At 55.5% G+C, this 18,873-nt stretch carries 17 protein-coding genes; 1 reads left to right on the forward strand and 16 read right to left on the reverse strand.

What is annotated here, in order from left to right; genetic code table 11:
• Nucleotides 1-197: 197 nt before the first annotated feature.
• The 12 genes from phnK to kdgT form a co-directional block, all read right to left on the reverse strand.
• Nucleotides 198-956 carry a phosphonate C-P lyase system protein PhnK gene (phnK, locus tag AB4K05_RS22845; RefSeq protein ID WP_368481993.1) on the reverse strand — a complete coding sequence of 253 codons (759 nt, stop codon included), beginning with the start codon at nucleotides 954-956 and terminating at the stop codon, nucleotides 198-200.
• Nucleotides 953-1,798 (reverse strand): alpha-D-ribose 1-methylphosphonate 5-phosphate C-P-lyase PhnJ, encoded by an 846-nt coding sequence (phnJ, locus tag AB4K05_RS22850; protein WP_368481994.1) that lies wholly within the window; start codon nucleotides 1,796-1,798, stop codon nucleotides 953-955. The genes phnK and phnJ overlap by 4 nt, the downstream gene beginning before the upstream one ends.
• Entirely contained in the window at nucleotides 1,791-2,855 is a 1,065-nt protein-coding gene (locus AB4K05_RS22855) for a carbon-phosphorus lyase complex subunit PhnI (RefSeq protein WP_368481995.1), read from the reverse strand. The genes phnJ and AB4K05_RS22855 overlap by 8 nt, the downstream gene beginning before the upstream one ends.
• Nucleotides 2,855-3,439 (reverse strand): phosphonate C-P lyase system protein PhnH, encoded by a 585-nt coding sequence (gene phnH, locus AB4K05_RS22860; protein ID WP_368481996.1) that lies wholly within the window; start codon nucleotides 3,437-3,439, stop codon nucleotides 2,855-2,857. The genes AB4K05_RS22855 and phnH overlap by 1 nt, the downstream gene beginning before the upstream one ends.
• Nucleotides 3,436-3,888 carry a phosphonate C-P lyase system protein PhnG gene (gene phnG / locus AB4K05_RS22865; protein ID WP_368481997.1) on the reverse strand — a complete coding sequence of 151 codons (453 nt, stop codon included), beginning with the start codon at nucleotides 3,886-3,888 and terminating at the stop codon, nucleotides 3,436-3,438. The genes phnH and phnG overlap by 4 nt, the downstream gene beginning before the upstream one ends.
• Complete coding sequence (gene phnF, locus AB4K05_RS22870; protein WP_368481998.1) at nucleotides 3,889-4,614, reverse strand: phosphonate metabolism transcriptional regulator PhnF; 726 nt, start codon at nucleotides 4,612-4,614, stop codon at nucleotides 3,889-3,891.
• A 20-nt stretch (nucleotides 4,615-4,634) separates the two neighbouring features.
• The gene (gene phnE, locus AB4K05_RS22875; RefSeq protein WP_368481999.1) at nucleotides 4,635-5,417 is read right to left on the reverse strand and encodes a phosphonate ABC transporter, permease protein PhnE; all 783 of its coding nucleotides are present in this window, start codon (nucleotides 5,415-5,417) and stop codon (nucleotides 4,635-4,637) included.
• A gap of 120 nt (nucleotides 5,418-5,537) precedes the next feature.
• Nucleotides 5,538-6,554: a phosphonate ABC transporter substrate-binding protein gene (gene phnD / locus AB4K05_RS22880; RefSeq protein ID WP_368482000.1), complete on the reverse strand. Its 1,017-nt coding sequence runs from the start codon at nucleotides 6,552-6,554 to the stop codon at nucleotides 5,538-5,540.
• Between the two features lie 22 nt (nucleotides 6,555-6,576).
• A complete protein-coding gene (gene phnC, locus AB4K05_RS22885; RefSeq protein ID WP_368482001.1) occupies nucleotides 6,577-7,365 on the reverse strand; it encodes a phosphonate ABC transporter ATP-binding protein in 789 nt (262 codons plus the stop codon).
• Nucleotides 7,366-7,497: 132 nt separating this feature from the next.
• Entirely contained in the window at nucleotides 7,498-7,944 is a 447-nt protein-coding gene (gene yjdN / locus AB4K05_RS22890) for a VOC family metalloprotein YjdN (RefSeq protein WP_368482002.1), read from the reverse strand.
• A gap of 184 nt (nucleotides 7,945-8,128) precedes the next feature.
• Nucleotides 8,129-8,464, reverse strand: coding sequence for a zinc ribbon domain-containing protein YjdM (locus AB4K05_RS22895; RefSeq protein ID WP_035891906.1), 336 nt, complete (start codon nucleotides 8,462-8,464; stop codon nucleotides 8,129-8,131).
• Nucleotides 8,465-8,638: 174 nt separating this feature from the next.
• Entirely contained in the window at nucleotides 8,639-9,637 is a 999-nt protein-coding gene (gene kdgT / locus AB4K05_RS22900; RefSeq protein ID WP_368482003.1) for a 2-keto-3-deoxygluconate transporter, read from the reverse strand.
• 690 nt (nucleotides 9,638-10,327) lie between these two features.
• On the opposite strand from kdgT, the gene proP reads away from it, so the two are divergent.
• A complete protein-coding gene (gene proP / locus AB4K05_RS22905) occupies nucleotides 10,328-11,830 on the forward strand; it encodes a glycine betaine/L-proline transporter ProP (RefSeq protein WP_368482004.1) in 1,503 nt (500 codons plus the stop codon).
• A gap of 116 nt (nucleotides 11,831-11,946) precedes the next feature.
• Here proP and AB4K05_RS22910 read toward each other — a convergent pair whose 3' ends face one another.
• From AB4K05_RS22910 to AB4K05_RS22925, 4 genes are all read right to left on the reverse strand, one after another.
• Entirely contained in the window at nucleotides 11,947-13,308 is a 1,362-nt protein-coding gene (locus tag AB4K05_RS22910; RefSeq protein WP_368482005.1) for an HlyD family type I secretion periplasmic adaptor subunit, read from the reverse strand.
• Nucleotides 13,295-15,481, reverse strand: coding sequence for a type I secretion system permease/ATPase (locus AB4K05_RS22915; protein WP_368482006.1), 2,187 nt, complete (start codon nucleotides 15,479-15,481; stop codon nucleotides 13,295-13,297). The genes AB4K05_RS22910 and AB4K05_RS22915 overlap by 14 nt, the downstream gene beginning before the upstream one ends.
• A 98-nt stretch (nucleotides 15,482-15,579) precedes the next feature.
• Nucleotides 15,580-16,932, reverse strand: a complete 1,353-nt coding sequence (locus AB4K05_RS22920) for a TolC family outer membrane protein (protein WP_368482007.1) — start codon at nucleotides 16,930-16,932, stop codon at nucleotides 15,580-15,582.
• Nucleotides 16,933-17,057: 125 nt separating this feature from the next.
• Nucleotides 17,058-18,873: hypothetical protein (locus AB4K05_RS22925; RefSeq protein WP_368482008.1), on the reverse strand; the 1,816-nt coding region annotated here is incomplete at its 5' end.

Here is an 18,873-nt window from a genome sequence, read left to right on the forward strand (position 1 = left end):
TCTTTGACATTTGTGCGCCCGGTTGCCTGATGGCGCTTCGCTTATCAGGCCTACAAATGGCGCGGTTTCGTAGGCCGGATAAGGCGCAAGCGATACGATTTCGTAGGCCGGATAAGGCGCAGCCGCCATCCGGCGCAAGCGATACGGTTTCGTAGGCCGGATAAGGCGTAGCCGCCATCCGGCAATGGCTCCGTGGGTTAGTTCTGTAGCACCGACGACACCAGCAGTTGGGTATACGGATGATGCGGATCGTCGAGCACCCGGTCGGTTAACCCACTTTCCACCACTTGACCCTGTTTCATCACCAGCAGACGGTCGGCCAACAGTCGCGCGACGCCCAAATCATGGGTCACAATTACCACCGCGAGGTTTAGCTCTACCACCAGGCCGCGTAACAGGTCGAGCAGGCGCGCCTGCACCGATACGTCCAGCCCACCGGTGGGTTCATCCATGAACACCAGCTTGGGATGGGTAACCAGGTTGCGGGCAATCTGCAAACGCTGCTGCATCCCGCCGGAGAAGGTAGTGGGTAGGTCATCGATGCGTGAGGCCGGGATCTCAACCTCTTCAAGCCAGCGTTGGGCGGTGGCGCGAATATCGCCGTAGTGCCGTGCGCCGGTTGCCATCAGCCGTTCGCCGATATTGCCCCCCGCCGACACCTGACGACGCAGGCCATCCATCGGATGCTGATGTACCACACCCCACTCGGTACGCAGCAGGCGACGGCGTTCGGCCTCGCTCATGGTGTACAGCGACTGGTCCTGGTAGCGGATAGCGCCTTCTTGCGGCGTCAGGCGTGCAGAAATGGACTTTAATAGCGTGGTTTTGCCGGAGCCGGACTCGCCGACAATGCCGAGCACTTCACCGGGCCACAAATCAAACGAGACATTGCTAAAACCCTTACCCGGTGCGTACAGGTGGGTTAAGCGGTCAACGGAAAGTAATGGCTGGCTCATGAGTTTTTCGCCTCGCTTTGTTGGCGGCAGTAGTCGGTATCGGAGCAGACAAACATCCGTTTGCCGGTGTCATCCAGCACCACTTCATCGAGGTAACTGTGCGTTGAACCGCAGATGGCGCAGGGCTCGTCCCATTGCTGCACGGTAAAAGGATGGTCATCGAAATCGAGGCTTTCCACGCGGGTATACGGCGGCACCGCATAGAGGCGTTTCTCGCGTCCGGCCCCAAACAGCTGCAGTGCGGGCATCATGTCCATCTTTGGGTTATCGAATTTCGGGATTGGCGACGGGTCCATCACGTAGCGGTCATTGACCTTCACCGGATAGGCGTAGGTGGTGGCAATGTGGCCGAAGCGGGCGATATCCTCGTACAGCTTTACCTGCATCACGCCGTACTCTTCCAGCGCGTGCATGGTGCGAGTTTCGGTTTCACGTGGCTCGATGAAACGCAGCGGCTCGGGGATCGGCACTTGGAAGATCAGGATCTGATCTTCAGTCAACGGCGTTTCGGGGATCCGGTGACGGGTCTGGATCAATGTGGCATCGCAGGTTGCTTCGGTGGTATTGACCCCGGTCACGCGCTTAAAAAAGTTGCGGATCGACACGGCATTGGTGGTGTCATCTGCGCCCTGATCGATAACCTTCAGCACGTCCGCCTCACCAATCACGCTGGCGGTAAGTTGGATACCGCCGGTGCCCCAACCGTAGGGCATGGGCATTTCACGGCCACCGAACGGCACCTGATAGCCGGGAATGGCCACTGCTTTCATGATCGCGCGGCGCAGCGTGCGCTTGGTCTGTTCATCAAGATAGGCAAAGTTATAGCCGCTGAGATTAGCCATTTTTGTGCTCCCGTTGCAGGCGTTTCAACAGTTCCAGCTCGGCCTGGAAATCGACGTAGTGGGGGAGTTTGAGGTGCGAAACGAAACCGGCAGCTTCGACGTTATCGGCGTGTGAGAGGACAAATTCCTCATCCTGCGCTGGGCCGACGGTGTGCTCACCGTAGTCCGGCGCTTGCAGCGCGCGGTCAACCAGCGCCATCGCCATCGCCTTGCGCTCGCCCATGCCGAACGTCAGGCCGTAGCCGCGGGTAAAGTGGGGCGGCTCATCCTGCGGATCGACAAACCCGTTAACCATTTCACATTCCGTCATCAGCAATTCACCGACGTTCACCGCAAATCCCAGCTCTTCCGGCACAATTTCCATATCGACATAGCCGCTGCGGATCTCACCGGCGAAGGGGTGGTTACGCCCGTAACCGCGCTGGGTGGAGTAAGCCAACGCCAGCAGGTAGCCTTCGTCGCCGCGCATCAGCTGTTGCAGGCGGGACGAGCGTGAGCAGGGGTAAACCGGCGGCATGCGGGTGATGTCGTCTGGCGTAGCGCCGCTATCCTCTTCGGCTTTTGCCAGTCCCTGGGCCGCCAGTAGGCTGAAAACGTGTGGCGCGGCAACCTGCTCCGCGTCGGTGGTTTTCAAGGTTGTCGCCTCGCCGTTTGCCAGCAGCGTGAAGTCCAGCAGACGGTGGGTGTAATCGTAGGTTGGGCCAAGCAGTTGGCCACCCGGCACGTCTTTGTAGACGGCGGAAATACGGCGCTCAAGACGCATTTTGCGGGTATCTATCGGCTCGCTGACCGCAAGCCTTGCTAGCGTCGTGCGATAGGCGCGCAGCAGGAAGATGGCCTCGACGTTATCGCCGCTTGCCTGTTTGAGCGCCAGTGCCGCCAGTTCGCGGTCGGCAATGCCGCCTTCGGTCATCACCCGGTCAACCGCCAGATTCAGCTGCTGCTCTATTTGCGCGACGGACAGCTCGGGGAGCGAGGTGTCACCCCGGCGTCGGTTTTCCTGGAGCTGGTGGGCGGCGTCAATCGCCTTCTCGCCCCCTTTGACGGCTACGTACATCAGCAAACCTCCACGTGGGTGGTGCGCGGGATCGCCAGCAGACGATCGCCGCAGGTGAGGATGAGATCCACTCCGAGTGGGAACGGGTGCGGGCGTTCGGTAAGTTCATGCAGAATGCAGTTCGGTAGCTGCGGGGCAATCATCCTCTCTTCCTGAATGCCTGCACCGGTCAAGCGCAGCATGCGTCCACCGCTGAGGCTTCCGACCTGTACAATCAGCGTGGCGCTGGTTTCCGGGGCCACCGTGCTGCCGGCGCACAGGGCGTTAAGCTGTTCAGCACTGATGGCGTCGTTCGACACGGCGAAAGTCGCCAACTGCGGCTGTTCGACCAGCGGCGCGTTGGTATGAAAACGCAGGCTCTGGCTGACGATATCGTTACACAGCGGGCCAGCCAGCCAGACCGGAGTGTCGTTGTCGGCCAGCGTCAGCAGGACGCTGGTGGTGGCTACGTTCAGCGGCTGCCAGCCGTGTTTGAGCTGATGCAGCGTGACAATCACGCCCGGCTCGCTCATCGCTTTTAACAGGCGACGGAAACTGTGTTGGGCATCCTGCACGGGAAGAGAAAAAGCGGTTTCCAGGGTCATGCGTTATCTCCGCGAACCAGAGTAAAGAAGTCGACCCGGCTGGTATTGATTTCGGCCTGACGGGCGGCAAGGCGCGTCGTGCGGTCAGCTTCCAACGGGGTAATGAGGGTTTCTAATAATGTTTGATAATGCGCGGGCTGCTGGAGCAGGGCATCGAGCAGCGCGCAGCGTTCGGCGTGCGGCTTATCGCGTCCCAGTACCCAGCTGTAGCCCAGCGTGCCGCAGCGCAAGCGCACGGCGGCGCGGGTGAGCGTGGCGTCACCGGCAAAAAAGCGTTCGCCGGTGCCGCCCATTCGGCCCTGAATCTGTACCAGCCCGGTTTCTGCGGGACGAATGACGTCGTACTCGGCGTCGATATTCAGAGCGACCATTTTTGCCGCGAGGCTTGCGGGGTCGCTGTGGGATAGCACCGATATCCAGTGCTGACGGAGAGCGTTATTGGCCTGCATTCAGTGCTCCATAATAAATTCAATCATGTCGGCGCGGGTCAGGCTGACGGAATATTCCATCACCTGATCATCGCCTTCACGGTGGTTCAGGGTGCGCACACACAGCAGAGGCGCCATATTGGGAATTTCCAGCCGCTGACTCTCTTTGGCCTGCGCCCGGCGGGCGCTGATGCGGGTCTGGCTGCGGCTAAGCGCAATACCGGACTGCTCGCGCAGGAAGTCGTGCAACGAACCGTTGCTGAAGCTTTGCAACGTTGACCACAGGGAGAGATCGGCAAAGTAGTGGTCAATGAGGCACAGCGCCACGCCGTTAACCCGGCGCAGAGTGCGCAGGTGGATAACGTTGTCGCCTTCGCTAATGCCCAGCGCGTCGGCAATATGCCCGGTGGCAGGACGCAGTACCGACAGCAGCTTTTCGCTGGTGGGATGGCTGCCCTGATCGAGGAGGTTCTGGCTAAAGCGCGCTTGGGCGTTCAGCGGATAATCAAATGGGCGCATCAACACCAACACGCCAACGCCCTGACGACGCTGAACCCAGCCTTTCTCCACCAACTGATCGATGGCGCGGCGTAGGGTGTGGCGGTTGACTTCAAAACGTGCCGCCAACTGATGCTCGGCGGGCAGGTAGTCGCCGCAGCGGTAGTGCTGACGCAGCTCCTGTTCCAAGCGAGCGGCAATCTCTTGATAACGCGTGGGATAACTGGTCGGATGTGTAGACAAGTGCATAGCCAACAAGACCTCGCTAATCAGATAAAGTGCTTACGCAAACGCTGAGAGAGGAAATCCAGCAGGCTGACGGTGATGATGATAAGCACCATCAATGCGCAGGTTTGCTGGAACTGAAAGCCGCGAATAGCTTCCCATAAGGTCACGCCGATACCGCCTGCGCCGACCATGCCGACGACGGTGGCCGAACGGACGTTCGATTCAAAACGGTACAGCGAGTAGGAGATTAAAAGCGGCATCACCTGCGGCAGGACGCCGTAGATAATCTCTTCAATTTTGTTAGCGCCGGTGGCGCGAATGCCTTCAACCGGGCCGGGTTCAATGGCCTCTACCGCTTCGGACAGCAGCTTAGAAAGCACCCCGGTGGTGTGAATAAACAGCGCCATCACCCCGGCAAATGGCCCTAGCCCAACGGCCACGACGAACAGCATGGCGAAGACCATTTCGTTAATCGCGCGGCAGGCGTCCATCAGGCGGCGCATGGGCTGGTATACCCACCACGGCACGAGGTTTTCGGCGCTCATCAGGCCAAAGGGGATAGAGAGAACCACCGCCAGCGCGGTACCCCACACGGCGATTTGCAACGTCACGGCCATTTCTTTGAGGTAGTCCTGCCACAGGCTAAAGTCCGGCGGGAAGAAGTCTGCGGCGAAGGTCGCCATGTTGCCTGCGTCGGTGAACAGGGTGACCGGATTCATTTCCGCCCCTTTCCAAGAGACGACGAGCACCGCCAGCAAAATGGCCCAGCTAATCAGCGAGAACCAGCTGCGCTTGGGTGGGGGTACGGTGATGGTGTGTTGCATGATTGGGCTCCGTAGTTCCTGAGTACCCTCTCCCCTGCGGGGAGAGGGTTAGGGTGAGGGGGCAGCTCCGTGCCGATATTCCCTCACCCCGGCCCTCTCCCTGAGGGAGAGGGGGAAAGATTACTGCACTGCTTTGGTCACCGACGTCATCGCGCCGATCGCCGCCGTGGTGCGGTCAAGGTCGTTCAGACGCGCTTGAATATCGGCGGTCTTCGCGGCTTTTTCGCCATCATTCAGCGTGCCGTTACCTTTCACGGTCTGCATTTCTTTAAACAGCGTCAGCTGGCGAATCGGCAGCAGCTGCAGGTCGCTGGAGGCGCGGAACGGTGCCCAACCCAGACGCTCCAGCACGGCCTTTTCTTCTGGCGTCTTGCCGTAGTTCATAAAGAAGCTGTACACCTTGTCTTTGGTGGCTTCTGACAGGTTTTTACGCCATACAATCGGATCGCCTGGGATCAACGGTGACTTCCAGATAACCTTCAGCTCTTTGAGCTTGGCCGGCGCGGAGGTCTTCAGCTTGTCGAGGTTTTCAGTGTTGTTGGTGGCAACATCGACCTGCTTGTTGGCGACGGCCAGGGCGTTGGTTTCATGGCTGGCATTGACCGTGCGCTTGAAGTCGCTGGCGGAAGCGTTGTTTTTAGCGAAGACGTAATAACCCGGGACAAGGAAGCCGGAGGTAGAGTTCGGGTCACCGTTGCCGAAGGTCAGCTCTTTACGCTTGGCAAGCAGGTCTTGCAGGTTGTTGATTGGGCTATCTTTATTGACGATCAGTACGCTCCAGTAACCCGGCGAACCGTCGGCGGCGACGGTCTGAGCGAATACCTGACCGTTTGCGCGATCCACCGCTTCCATGGCGGAGAGGTTGCCGTACCAAGCAATATCGACTTTATTAAAGCGCATCCCCTGGATGATGCCCGCATAGTCCGGTGCGAAGAAGGCGTTAACTTTGACGCCCAGCGACTTTTCCATGTCCTTCAGGAACGGTTCCCATTGTGGCTTTAAGTTCTGCTGTGATTCCGTCGAAATAATGCCGAAGTTCAGCGCTTTTTCCTGCTCTTCGGCGTGAGCCGGGGCAAGCAGGGTGCTGAGACTGAACATGCTGGTAAAGGCCAGCGCGGCAACCGTTTTATAGCTCATTTCCATTCCTCATTGTGGAGAGTCAGGCAGCCTGCGCGTTCTCTTCGACGCGATTAATGCTGCGGTAGAGATGGTCAAAACGTTCGTTATCAAACTGTTGGCTGCTGCCGTCGTAGAACACGTGTCCCTGACGCAGCGCAACGATGCGTTCGCAGTAGCGCAGCGCGTAGTCAACCTGATGCAGCGTCACCACCACGGTGATGCCATCGGTCTGATTAATGTCACGCAGGGTATCCATGACGATGCGTGCGGATTCCGGGTCCAACGAGGCTATCGGTTCATCGGCGAGGATCACTTTGGCCCGCTGCATCAGCGCTCGGGCAATTGCCACGCGCTGTTGCTGACCGCCGGAAAGCGTGGAGACGCGCTGGTAGGCCATATGCGCCATACCCACGCGGGTTAAGGCTTGCAGAGCGCGCTGTTTTTGTTCGCGGGTAAACCAGCTAAAACAGGTTCTCCAGAAGGGCGTGCTGCCGAGCGCGCCAATCAGCACGTTCTCCATCACGCTCAGGCGGTTGACCAGGTTGAACTGCTGGAAGATGTAGCCGGTATGGGCGCGGCTTTTGCGGATATCGCGCGCCAGACGGCCCGCCTGCTGGACGGTGTTACCGAGTAGTTCGACGCGACACTCCGGTGTTTTATCACCGACAATCAGGCCGCTTAAATGACGTAAGAGGGTGGATTTGCCAGAACCCGATGGCCCAAGCAGAGCGGCCATCTCACCGGCGTGGACGTTCAGGCAGACGTCGTGAAGCACCTGATGCTGATTGAACGTCTTGTTGAGCTTTTCAACGCGAATAATCGTTTGCATGCTGGAACCCCTTCAAAAAAGTGGCCCCATCGTGGCGAATTAATATGACGTTTCGGTTAAAGAACGGTTGCTTCGGGATGAATTCTTGGCGGGTATTTGATGACAGCATGGGAGGCGGGGCCTCCCATGGAATTACAGGGTGGGTTCCTGTTGTTTGACGACGTTAATCATCCATGGCACGCCATATCTGTCGATGACGCGACCAAATCCGTGCGCCCAGAAAGTTTCTTGCCAGCGCATCTCGACCTTGCCGTTGGCGGCGAGATTATCGAACCAGCGTTTGCCTTCCTTCACGTCTTGGGTGTCGAGCACCAGGGTAAAGCCGGCATAGCTGAGTTCATCGGCCGAAGTGGAATCGCTCATCATGATGTCGCTGCCCGCGATGAATAGGTTCGCGTGAGCAATGGCGCTGTCAGGAAATTTGAGACCGGATGGGCAACCACCTTCGTCATCCATGGATGAGGGCGGCATTTCGCCGAAGGTGATTTTGTAGCGCAGTTCCGCACCCAGCGCCTGCTGATAATAGGCAATGGCATCGGCGCAGTTTCCGGAAAAGGCGAGATAGGGACTTAACGGCATGATCGTTACCTCAGGTAAGAAGTGCTCATTAAGTGTAGTGCGTGTCGGTTCAGGGGGCGAAGCGGGGCGGGGAGAGTATTGCCGGATGGCGACGCTACGCATCTTATCCGGCCTACCACGAGCAGTGCATCCTGTAGGCCGGATAAGCGAAGCGCCATCCGGCAATGCCCTGCAACAAACTCAATCAGTTCTTTTTCACGAACTCGGATTTCAGCTTCATCTGGCCGAAACCGTCGATTTTGCAATCGATATTGTGGTCGCCTTCCACCAGACGGATGTTTTTCACTTTGGTGCCAATCTTCAGCATTGAAGAGCTGCCTTTCACCTTCAGATCTTTAACCACGGTGACGCTGTCGCCATCGACCAGCAGGTTGCCGTTGGCATCTTTAACAATCAGCTCATCGCTGTCGTGCGCGGGTTCAGCATCGTTCCACTCGTGCGCGCATTCCGGGCAAATAAACATGCCGTTATCTTCATAGGTGTATTCGGAATTGCATTGTGGGCAATGGGGTAATGACATGGGGAGTATCCTCAAAAGTGCAGTGCGAAAGGCAAAGGCCTGTAAAACGGCAAATCGCCGAAAATGGCCTTAATGATACAACAAAACCCTGCATTTGTCGGTGTTATCCCGGACGCTTGCGGAAGAAGAAGAAGGGCAAAACGTAAACCCCCCTCGGGCGAGGGGGGCGAAAGATTAGTGATGAGCGGCCTGTGACACGACTGTTTCTTCGGTTTCCACCGGTTTTGGCGCCCCGTAACGTTTGGCATACAGCGCGGTAATTATCGGTACCAGAATCGCTGTGACGATGACACTTGCGGCAACCAGCGCGGTAGCGGAGGCGGCAACCGGCGCAAATGACGGGTTAATCTGCGCGATGATAACCGGGTTAGCAACCGCAGCACCGGCAGCGGAAGAGGCGGCGACGCCTGCCGTTCCGTTACCACCGCCAATCACGCGGTCGGCAATAATCAGTGGAATACCGGTGATGATGATAACCGCGACGCCCAGCACGATACCCAGCAGACCGGTGTCGAGGATCACGTTCAGGTTGATGGTGTTACCCAGCGCGAAGCCGAAGAACGGGATCAGAACCGGCGTTGCTTTGCTAAAGAAAGAACGCAGATCGTGGTCGAGGTTGCCCAGCGTAAAGCCGATCAGGAACGGCAGTACGGCGCCGATAAAGTGGTGTGGTTCAAAGGAGGCTAGACCTGCGGAACCGAGGATCACCATGGTCATCAGCGGACCGGATTCCAGAGACATCAGCACAAATGCGCCCGATTCTTCTTTGGTGCCATACTGATTCATCAGGCTGGCGTACAGACCGCCGTTGGTCATATCCATTGCGGAGACAATAGCCAAAACGGACAGGCCCGCGAAGAAGCCGGTCTGAATTCCAGTGTCTGGAATAAATGTTGCAGCAATCATTGCAACGACCCAAGCCACGGCAATTTTGGTCAGTACCAGCGTGCCGGATTTACGTAATACCGTACCGGTGGCGCGTAAATCAATGGATGCCCCAATACAGAAGAACCATACCGCCAGAATAGGTACCGTTCCGCCAATCATTCCCTTAGTGAAAGAGCCAAAGTATTCGCCAGTTGTTGGTGCAAATGTATTTAATACTGCGCCTAACAGTAACGGGATAAGCATCATCCCACCGGGAATTCGTTCCATAGTTGCTTTGATTTTCATGCGGCGTCCTCGCTTCGTATCACCATGCGGTGATAGAAGAGGTTAAGTATAATATTTTCAGCCTGTTAGATGGCTATCATCTGGTGTCTTCATCCCAGTTATCACCCGTGGTGGGCGGCGTTTTCTGGCATCAATAACGCGTTTTCGGACGTTATAATGCATTTACTGGAATATTGATTCAATGAAAATAAAACGGCGTTTTAGTTATATGGATCACATATTTCATAAGTGAAATCTGAAATCTGGTGAGAAATAAAAAAGCTGTGAATGTTTTGTGAAATGTTATGAGGAAACTATCGTCTTTCATGGGGGGAAATGGGGGGGCAAGTGGCGATAGAAGAGCGGTTGGAAGATCTGAAATCAGCCTGTAAATTTCAGGGGAATATTTCAGGCAGGTAACAGGCATCAATGTTTTGTTAAGTTGATCACAATATTAATCGCTGTTAGGGTAAATAGGATTAGCCCTCAAGCGGTCATTTTTCGAGGGTTACCTTTTTAACTGACTCGCCATCAGGCACAACAGGTTTGGTTGTCTGGAGAAACAGGCTCCAGCGGAGACATGCAAACCTGCTACGCTTGGATAAGCGGAACCAGCATCTCCACGGTTCCCATTACGCGCCCTCGTAAACGGCATCGTGCTGTTTGCTGCCACTGGGTGTGCGTTCAAGGCGAAATTGAACGAGGAAAACCATGCTTAAAAGGAAAAAAGTAAAACCGATCACGATTCGTGACGTCACCATCATCGACGATGGTAAATTGCGCAAGGCGATTACCGCAGCTTCTTTAGGTAACGCAATGGAGTGGTTTGATTTTGGTGTCTACGGCTTTGTGGCTTACGCCCTAGGTAAAGTCTTCTTCCCGGATGCCGACCCAAGCGTGCAGATGATTGCCGCGCTGGGTACATTCTCAGTTCCCTTCCTAATTCGTCCGCTGGGTGGGTTGTTCTTTGGGATGCTGGGTGACAAATACGGTCGCCAGAAGATTCTGTCCATCACCATTATCATTATGTCGATCAGTACATTCTGTATTGGTCTTATTCCGTCCTATGCATCTATCGGTATCTGGGCACCTATCCTGCTGCTGTTGTGTAAAATGGCACAGGGCTTCTCGGTAGGCGGTGAATATACCGGGGCATCTATCTTTGTTGCCGAATACTCACCTGACCGTAAACGTGGCTTTATGGGTAGCTGGTTGGACTTTGGTTCGATAGCCGGGTTTGTTATGGGCGCGGGACTGGTTGTTCTACTTTCTACCGCCATGGGTGAGGCCAAATTCCTTGAGTGGGGCTGGCGTATACCGTTCTTCGTTGCTTTACCGCTAGGGATTATCGGTCTTTACCTGCGTCATGCGCTTGAAGAGACACCGGCGTTCCAGCAGCACGTTGATAAGCTTGAGCAGGGCGATCGCCAGGGTCTGCAAGACGGGCCGAAGGTATCGTTTAAAGAGATTGCGACGAAGCACTGGCGTAGTCTGCTGGCCTGTATCGGTCTGGTTATCTCAACCAACGTGACCTACTACATGCTGCTGACCTACATGCCGAGCTACCTGTCGCATAACCTGCACTACTCGGAAGATCACGGCGTGCTGATTATCATCGCCATCATGATTGGTATGCTGTTCGTGCAGCCGGTCATGGGTCTGCTGAGTGACCGCTTTGGTCGCCGTCCGTTTGTGATGGTTGGCAGCGTGGCATTGCTGGTATTCTCGATTCCGGCCTTCATGCTGATTAACAGCGATGTTATTGGCCTGATTTTCTCTGGCCTGCTGCTGCTGGCCGTGATCCTCAACTGCTTCACCGGGGTGATGGCCTCATCGTTGCCGGCGATGTTCCCGACCCATATCCGCTACAGCGCGCTGGCAAGTGCCTTTAATATTTCGGTCCTGATTGCGGGTCTGACGCCGACCCTGGCCGCTTGGCTGGTGGAATCGACCCAGAATCTGATGATGCCGGCTTATTATCTGATGGTGGTGGCTGTTATTGGTCTTATCACCGGTGTGATGATGAAAGAGACTGCAAATCGACCGCTGAAAGGGGCGACCCCGGCGGCATCGGATATGGCAGAAGCGAAAGAGATTCTTCAGGAGCATCACGACCACATCGAGCATAAGATTGAAGATCTCGATGCGGAGATTGCGGCATTGCAGGAGCGACGTTCGCAGCTGGTGATGCAGCATCCGAAGATTAATGAGTAAAACGGATAAGGTCTTGCCGTCATCTGGCAGATGAACCGAGTTGCCTGATGGCGCTGCGCTTATCAGGCCTACGGTGAAATGAAAAACCCGGCAATTAACGCCGGGTTTTTTTATGCTTAACGCTCGCGGAAGGCTTCCGCTCTTGCCCGCAGAATCGGTTTTAACAGATAGGCCAGAATGGTTTTCTTGCCGGTAATAATGTCGACCGACGCCACCATCCCCGGAATAATAATCAACGGTTTTTCATCGCTACCGAGATGGTTCTTATCGGTACGCAGACGGATCACATAGAAACTTTTGCCGTCTTTATCCGTCACCGTATCCGGGCTTATCTGTTCCAGTTTGCCTTTCATGCCGCCGTAGATGGTGTAATCGTAGGCGGTGAACTTAACGATGGCTTCTTGGCCCGGACGCAGGAAAGCAATATCCTGTGGCCGAATCTTCGCCTCAATCAGCAGCGTATCGTCCAGCGGAACGATCTCGACAAGGTCGTTACCCGGCTGAATAACACCGCCGATGGTATTGACCATCAGTTGCTGCACGATACCGCGTACCGGCGAGGTGACCAGCGTACGGTTTACCCGGTCATCAATGGCCTTACCTGATGCTTCGATTTTACTGAGATCGGTACGCGCCTCATTAAGCTGAGATAGCGCTTCGCTACGGTAGCGCCCGCGCGTTTCGCCTACCTTGCTCTCAATCTCTTTAATCGCCGCCTGTGCTCTTGGCACCGCGAGGGTGACCGACTCCAGCTGGCCACGGGTTTCCACCTCTGAGCGGCGCAGACGCAGCACCTCAACGCGAGAGATAGCGCCTTTGGCGACCAGCGGCTCGGACATGCCGATTTCCTGCTGCAGCAGCCCTAGGCTGCGGCGGTACTGTTCGGCTTTCGCCTGATAGTCCAGTAGCTCTTGTTTCTTCTGCACCAGCTGTTCGTTAAGCCCTGACAGTTCGCTCTGAATACGCTTGTTGATGCTGGCGAACAGCTCCAGTTCACCGTTGGCAATATCAGGCACTTTTTCGACAATATCCGGAGGCAGAGTGAGGGACTCTTTATCGGCCAACTGTGCGGTCAGACGCTGAATACGAGCCTCCAGCGCATAGCGGTCGGCCTCCGATTCTCCGGCATTGGAACGAAAACGCGTGTCATCAAGTCGCAGCAGCGGTGCGCCCGCTTTGACTACTTCCCCTTCATGAACGAACACTTCGGCAACGATACCGCCCTCAAGGTTCTGGATTTTTTGCAGGCGTGAGGACGGAATTGCCTTGCCATCGCCGCGCGTCACTTCGTCAATTTCGGCCAAAGACGCCCAAGCAATCATGATGATAAAGAAGCCTAGAATGGCCCACAGGGTGATGCGGATGACCCGTGGTGAATCGTCGATTAGTGCTTTGTTGACTTCGTTTGCGGTCGTTGATGCGCCGTTTTTGTCGCCAAAGAGCCACTTCAGCAGGCTGTTTAATTTAGCGTTGCGCATGAATTTGTCCTTTTTTCAGTGCCGTCATCACGCTTTCTTTTGGACCATCGGCGATAATTTTTCCGTTATCGAGAATGATCAGACGGTCGACCAACGACAGCAACGAGGCGCGGTGCGTGACAAGCAGCAGCGTTTTATTGCTCACCATTGGCGTCAGTGCTTTTTTTATCAAATCTTCGCTGGTGTTATCCATGGAGCTGGTGGGTTCGTCCATCAGCAATACCGGAGGGTCGAGCAGCAGCGCACGAGCAAGGGCTGCTGCCTGCCGCTGCCCGCCGGAAAGATTCATCCCGCGCTCACCGACCTGCATGTTATAGCCGGAAGGATGTCGTCGGGCGAACTCGTGTACCCCGGCTATTGTGGCGGCCCGAATCATGGTTTCATCATCGACGTAGCCCGCACCGCTGAGCAGGTTATCGCGTAGCGTGCCGCTGAACAGGTGAATGTCCTGCGGGGCGTAACCGATGTTGTGGCGCACGTCGTTAACGTCGAGCTGGCGGGCGTCAATGCCGTCGATCAGAATGGTGCCGCCGTCCGGTTGATAAAAGCCCACCAGCAGTTTAGCCAGCGAACTTTTGCCCGATCCGCTGCGGCCGATGATCCCCACTTTTTCACCCGGCTCAATCTTGAGTGAAATGCCGTTCAACGATAGATACTGGTTTTGCGGGTAGCGGAATGTGACATCTCGGAACTCAATGGCGCCAGAGAGCGTTTCACGCTTCAGCGGTACTTCGCCATCCTGCACCTCCTGCTCAAGATCCATCATGCGGTCGATGGTGGCCTTGGTCATTTTTGCGCGCTGATAGCGAGTAATCAGGCTACAGAACTGACCAATAGGCATCACCGCGCGGCGGTTAAGCAGGTAGCAGGCGATAAGCCCACCCATACTCAGGTTACCCGCAATAATGCTGTAAACACCGACCACAATCAGCACCACGCCGCCAATTTTCTGGAGCCAGGCAGTAAAGTTCACGGCGACATAAGAGAGCGATTTCACCCGCAGCTCAAGCTTGCTGAGCTGGCCGATAATCTGTTCCCACTGATACTGGCGTTCGCTCTGCGCGTTATTGACCTTGATGGCATCAAGGCCGGTCACGGTTTCAACCAACATGGCTTGGCGCTCGGTGGAAAGGCGATAGGTTTTTTGCACCTGAGCCAACAGCGGCTTTTGAATCAGCCAGTTCACCAGCAGTGCGATGGGATAGCAAAGCAGCGGGATAAAGGCGAGCGGGCCGCCGATGATCGCAATAACCAACAGAATGAGCAGTGTAAACGGAAAATCGATCAGCGCCGTGAGCGTCAGCGAAGAGAGGAACTCTCTCACCGACTGGTATTCTTGGAAGCTCTGCGCGAAGGCGCCCACCCGGCCAGGGCGAGCCTTCATTTTCATGCCCAGAAGTCGTTCAAACAACGCTGCCGAAACGATGAGATCGGTCTTTTTACCTGCCAAATCGAGGCAAATACCGCGCAATATCTTCAGGATCAGGTCAAAGACAAACGCGATAGAGATCCCTATAGCCAGCACCCACAGGGTGGCCGTTGCCTGGTTTGGCACCACGCGGTCGTAAACGTTCATCACGAACAGCGGGGTGGCGATGGCAATAATGTTGATGATAAAGCTGGCGACAATGGAGTCGAGATAGAGAAACTTCGACAGCTTCAATGTGTCCTTAAACCAGGATTTGGTCTGCGGAATTGTCGCCGTTGGCTGGGTGTCGTAGGCGTGCTCCGGCTGAATAAAAATGGTCTTACCGCTGTAGCTTTCGGCCAGCGCTTCGCGCTCCAGCAGGATCTCACCGCCTTCCGTTTCCGTTGGCAGCAGGCGAGCGCGCGACTGGTCATCCCAGCCTATTAGCACCGCCGCCTGATCGTTTTTTAACAGCACTATCGCGGGCAGCGACAGCGAGGAAATTTTCTCCAGCGGACGCTGAAGCACTCGCGCTTTAAGGCCGGCGCGTTGCGCTGCCCGTGGAAAAGCGCCGAGAGTTAACTGATGTGCCTGTAAAGGCAATCCTGCGGTTAGGACGTTGCGGCTGGTGATGATGTTATGCAGTTTGCAGACGATCATCAGCGAGTCGAGCAGGGGATCGTCATGGTTTTGACGGGGATCGTGTCTGATGCTCTCATCAGTTGCGGGGGGGACTTGCTCAAGTGGATCAGTATAAGACGCCATTGTCAGACCTTATATACCAGCGAAAAGCTCGCGCAGTCTAAAAGAATACAATGGGTTATCTCATCTCATGACGAGATAACCCGGAGACCCAAATTCTGTTATTTCAGTTCAGGTAGGCTGGATTGCGCCGTTTGCTGCATTTCCAACGGTTGTGCCGCTGACGGTGCTTGAATATTCAGCTGCTTTAACAGATCGCCAATTCGCGCGTTGATGCGGTAGGTGGTAAACATCTCCGTGAACTGCATCTCGACGTAACGACGCTGGGCGTTGAACACTTCGTTTTCGCTGTCCAGCATATCGAGCAGACTGCGCTCGCCGATGCTGAACTGCTCCTGATACGCGGTACGCACCACGGCGCTGCGATCGGCATAATCTTTGGCAATCGGCACCTGTTGCTTAGCGTTCTGCCAGGCGTTCCAAGACAGGCGCAGCTCCTCATCCAGTTGGCGCAGGGAGTTGCGTTTGACGTCCTGAGCTTCTTGGATTTTATAGGCATAAGATGACAGTTGTGCCTTGTCGCTGCCGCCGTTGAACAAGTTATAGTTCATACGTGCCATCGCCTGCCACTCTTGGTCGTGACCGCGAGTGCCGTCAACATTGTTATCCATCCGGCGTCCAATATCGATATCTACGCTAGGATAGAAACGTGATTTTGCCGCTTCGTACTGTTGGCGTGTGGCCTCGACATCCGAGTCAGCTTGTTTCAGCAACGGGCTATTTTCCAGCATTTGCTTACGAGCATCTGTCTGAGAAGTCGGGATTTTCGTGATCATTGGCATGGAAAGCCCATCGGCTTCTTTGCCCACCACGCTGTAGTAGTTAGCCCGCGCATCTTCGAGATTGGTTTGCTCGGTCAGCAGGTTATTTTTCGCCTGTGCCAGACGCGCCTGCGCTTGTTCATAGTCGGCCGTACGCCCTACGCCCTGCTCGGTGCGCAAGCGGATCTGGTCGAAAATACGCTCGTGGTTCTTCAGGTTATCTTCGGCCAGCTTCACCATACGCTGGCGCATCAGGACGTCAAGATAGCTTTGGATTGCCGACAACGCCGTGACTTCACTGGTGTTCAGCAACGAATAAGCGCGCGAGTTGACGGTCGCCGTCTGGCGGGCCACTTCGCTGGTGGTGGCGAAACCGTTAAACACGTTCTGACGCAGGTTGATGCTCGACTCACTGCGGTTCAGGTTACGCCGATGATCGTCGGCGGCGCGAGTGCTGGCGTTATCGGTCTGTTCCCAGCCGGTGCCGGCCGAGACATCCAACGATGGCAGATAGCCACCTTTTGCCGCGCGTAAGTCTTGGTCAGCCGAGTGGCGACTGTTGGCCGAAGCGCTCACCTGAGGATGCCACAGCAAACTGTCTTTGACTGCCTGTTCCAACGAGGCGGCGCTTGCCGTGCCCGCGAACAACAACGGCAGGGAAATGCCTGTTAATACCCGAATGTGTTTATTCATGATGTCGTCCTTTCCTTGCATGTATTTCCTTGGCTAATGACGTTGTCGACCAGAGGCAATATTTTTGGAAAAAAAGAAAAAGCGTTGTTATTTTACGGGAGCGGCTTTCGCCGCCCCCCTCGGTTTTAAGCATCCGTATCCGGTTGCGCAATTAAGTGGTCAAGCTCGGCGGCGTCCGGAGCCGCCCAAGTTTCGCCGCCTTGTTCGCCTCCGCCTTCAGCCGGTACATCCTGAACCTGCGCTACCGTTTCGGTATTTTCCGTCGCGTCAGGAACCTGAATCAGCGAACTGAGATCCGTTGCGTCATCATCATGGATGATATCGCTCAGATCGAGCGCGCTTTGCTGATCGGGCTCCGATGCCGCCGTCGCCAGCGAAGTATCGGCTGACGGCTCCGCGCTCTGGGCGTTATCCGCCTCGGAGAGCTGGCTATCAATATCATCCAACAGCAAGTTGAGTGAATTTTCCGGCCCCTCTTCGGCAACAGAAAGCGACGAAGTGTCGCTATCCACGCCGCTCAGGTCGAGGTCATCGTGATCAACCAGCAGGCTGGCGCTCTCATTATCTGACGATGCATCATCATTAACGGACGCGGTCTCTTCCGTCGCGTCCGTTGACTCCGAGCCGTCGGCTTGGTTAGTTTCATCAGCGTCCACAATATGGCTATCGTTGGCGTTGCTGTCTGTTGGGTCCGTCGAATCGCTGCTTTGGGCATGATCGGCAGAGGCAGTTTCCTCCGCGTTATCGGTGGAGTCTGCCGTATCCGTATGATCGACATCGGTATGTGCTACATCGTGCTCGGCATCCAGCGTCGTTATCTCATCGCTGTTGGTATGCGTATCTTCACCGCTTTCAATCGGGAAAGTATGCGTACTATCGTCATCAACGATGTTTTCAGCGCTGTGATCTTCCCCACCCACTTCAACCGTAATATCGATGTTGATCGATCCTGAATCGGTAATTTCTGTCGGTGAAGTCACGGTTAAGCCCATGTCGAGATTGGCATCTGTACCCACGTCAATGGTGATACCTGAAGTGTCTTTAACCTCGATACTCACCGTATTACCGTCCGCATCCACATAGCTTACGGTCGAGCCGACAGGCAATCCGTTTAGCGTAACGGATTTAATATGGTCGCCATCCGCACCGCCGTTAAGGTCGGCATCGATATTCAGGTCGTATTGCCACGAGGTCTTGGTATCGGAGTGACCTGGGTCTAGCGCCTCTTTACCGTCCCCCGAGATAACGTCCGTTAACCGGTTGTTGCCCTGGTAGGTTTTGCCATTGATGGTGACGGAAATGCTTTCGAAATAGTTGATGCTGCTATTGACGTTGGCGGACCCCGCATTCGCGCTCCAGTTTGACGATCCCGCAACAAAGATATAATCGTGCGCGTCACTACCTGCAGATTCGCGGTTACCGTTGACCGCATTCATCGGATGCTCTTTGCCATCGCTCTGCGTGTAGGTACTGCTGTCGTGGAGCACGAAGACGTCAGATTTGCCCGGCGTGCCTTGGGCGTTGCCTTGGTCATAAATATGGATATTTTCTTTCGGAATATCTTCGGAGACGTATTTTCCGATGTCATCCTTCGAAACCCAAAGCACAACGTTCTCACCCACCGAGATAATCTTGCCGCTTTCATCAACATCAAAGCCGTTAGGATCTGAACTCCCACCATTGACTTGGGTGATTTTTGTACCATCCGAAACGTCAAATTTAGCGTCGAGAGAAATGTCGGCGTCTGAGTCGGAGTCGGCATCAGAATCGGCATCAGAATCCGCATCGGCGTCAGCGTCCGCATCAGAATCGGCGTCCGCGTCGGAGTCTGCATCAGAATCGGCGTCTGCGTCGGAGTCTGCATCAGAATCGGCATCTGCGTCGGAGTCTGCATCAGAATCGGCGTCCGCGTCGGAGTCTGCATCAGAATCGGCGTCTGCG

Source organism: Kluyvera sp. STS39-E (genome assembly GCF_040932435.1).
Taxonomy (GTDB): Bacteria; Pseudomonadota; Gammaproteobacteria; order Enterobacterales; family Enterobacteriaceae; genus Kluyvera.

Excerpts from the sequence above, each read along its gene's own strand:
- phnK (WP_368481993.1), bottom strand. The coding sequence starts at position 956 with ATGAGCCAGCCATTACTTTCCGTTGACCGCTTAACCCACCTGTACGCA.
- phnJ (WP_368481994.1), bottom strand. The coding sequence starts at position 1,798 with ATGGCTAATCTCAGCGGCTATAACTTTGCCTATCTTGATGAACAGACC.
- AB4K05_RS22855 (WP_368481995.1), bottom strand. The coding sequence starts at position 2,855 with ATGTACGTAGCCGTCAAAGGGGGCGAGAAGGCGATTGACGCCGCCCAC.
- phnH (WP_368481996.1), bottom strand. The coding sequence starts at position 3,439 with ATGACCCTGGAAACCGCTTTTTCTCTTCCCGTGCAGGATGCCCAACAC.
- phnG (WP_368481997.1), bottom strand. The coding sequence starts at position 3,888 with ATGCAGGCCAATAACGCTCTCCGTCAGCACTGGATATCGGTGCTATCC.
- phnF (WP_368481998.1), bottom strand. The coding sequence starts at position 4,614 with ATGCACTTGTCTACACATCCGACCAGTTATCCCACGCGTTATCAAGAG.
- phnE (WP_368481999.1), bottom strand. The coding sequence starts at position 5,417 with ATGCAACACACCATCACCGTACCCCCACCCAAGCGCAGCTGGTTCTCG.
- phnD (WP_368482000.1), bottom strand. The coding sequence starts at position 6,554 with ATGAGCTATAAAACGGTTGCCGCGCTGGCCTTTACCAGCATGTTCAGT.
- phnC (WP_368482001.1), bottom strand. The coding sequence starts at position 7,365 with ATGCAAACGATTATTCGCGTTGAAAAGCTCAACAAGACGTTCAATCAG.
- yjdN (WP_368482002.1), bottom strand. The coding sequence starts at position 7,944 with ATGCCGTTAAGTCCCTATCTCGCCTTTTCCGGAAACTGCGCCGATGCC.
- AB4K05_RS22895 (WP_035891906.1), bottom strand. The coding sequence starts at position 8,464 with ATGTCATTACCCCATTGCCCACAATGCAATTCCGAATACACCTATGAA.
- kdgT (WP_368482003.1), bottom strand. The coding sequence starts at position 9,637 with ATGAAAATCAAAGCAACTATGGAACGAATTCCCGGTGGGATGATGCTT.
- proP (WP_368482004.1), top strand. The coding sequence starts at position 10,328 with ATGCTTAAAAGGAAAAAAGTAAAACCGATCACGATTCGTGACGTCACC.
- AB4K05_RS22910 (WP_368482005.1), bottom strand. The coding sequence starts at position 13,308 with ATGCGCAACGCTAAATTAAACAGCCTGCTGAAGTGGCTCTTTGGCGAC.
- AB4K05_RS22915 (WP_368482006.1), bottom strand. The coding sequence starts at position 15,481 with ATGGCGTCTTATACTGATCCACTTGAGCAAGTCCCCCCCGCAACTGAT.
- AB4K05_RS22920 (WP_368482007.1), bottom strand. The coding sequence starts at position 16,932 with ATGAATAAACACATTCGGGTATTAACAGGCATTTCCCTGCCGTTGTTG.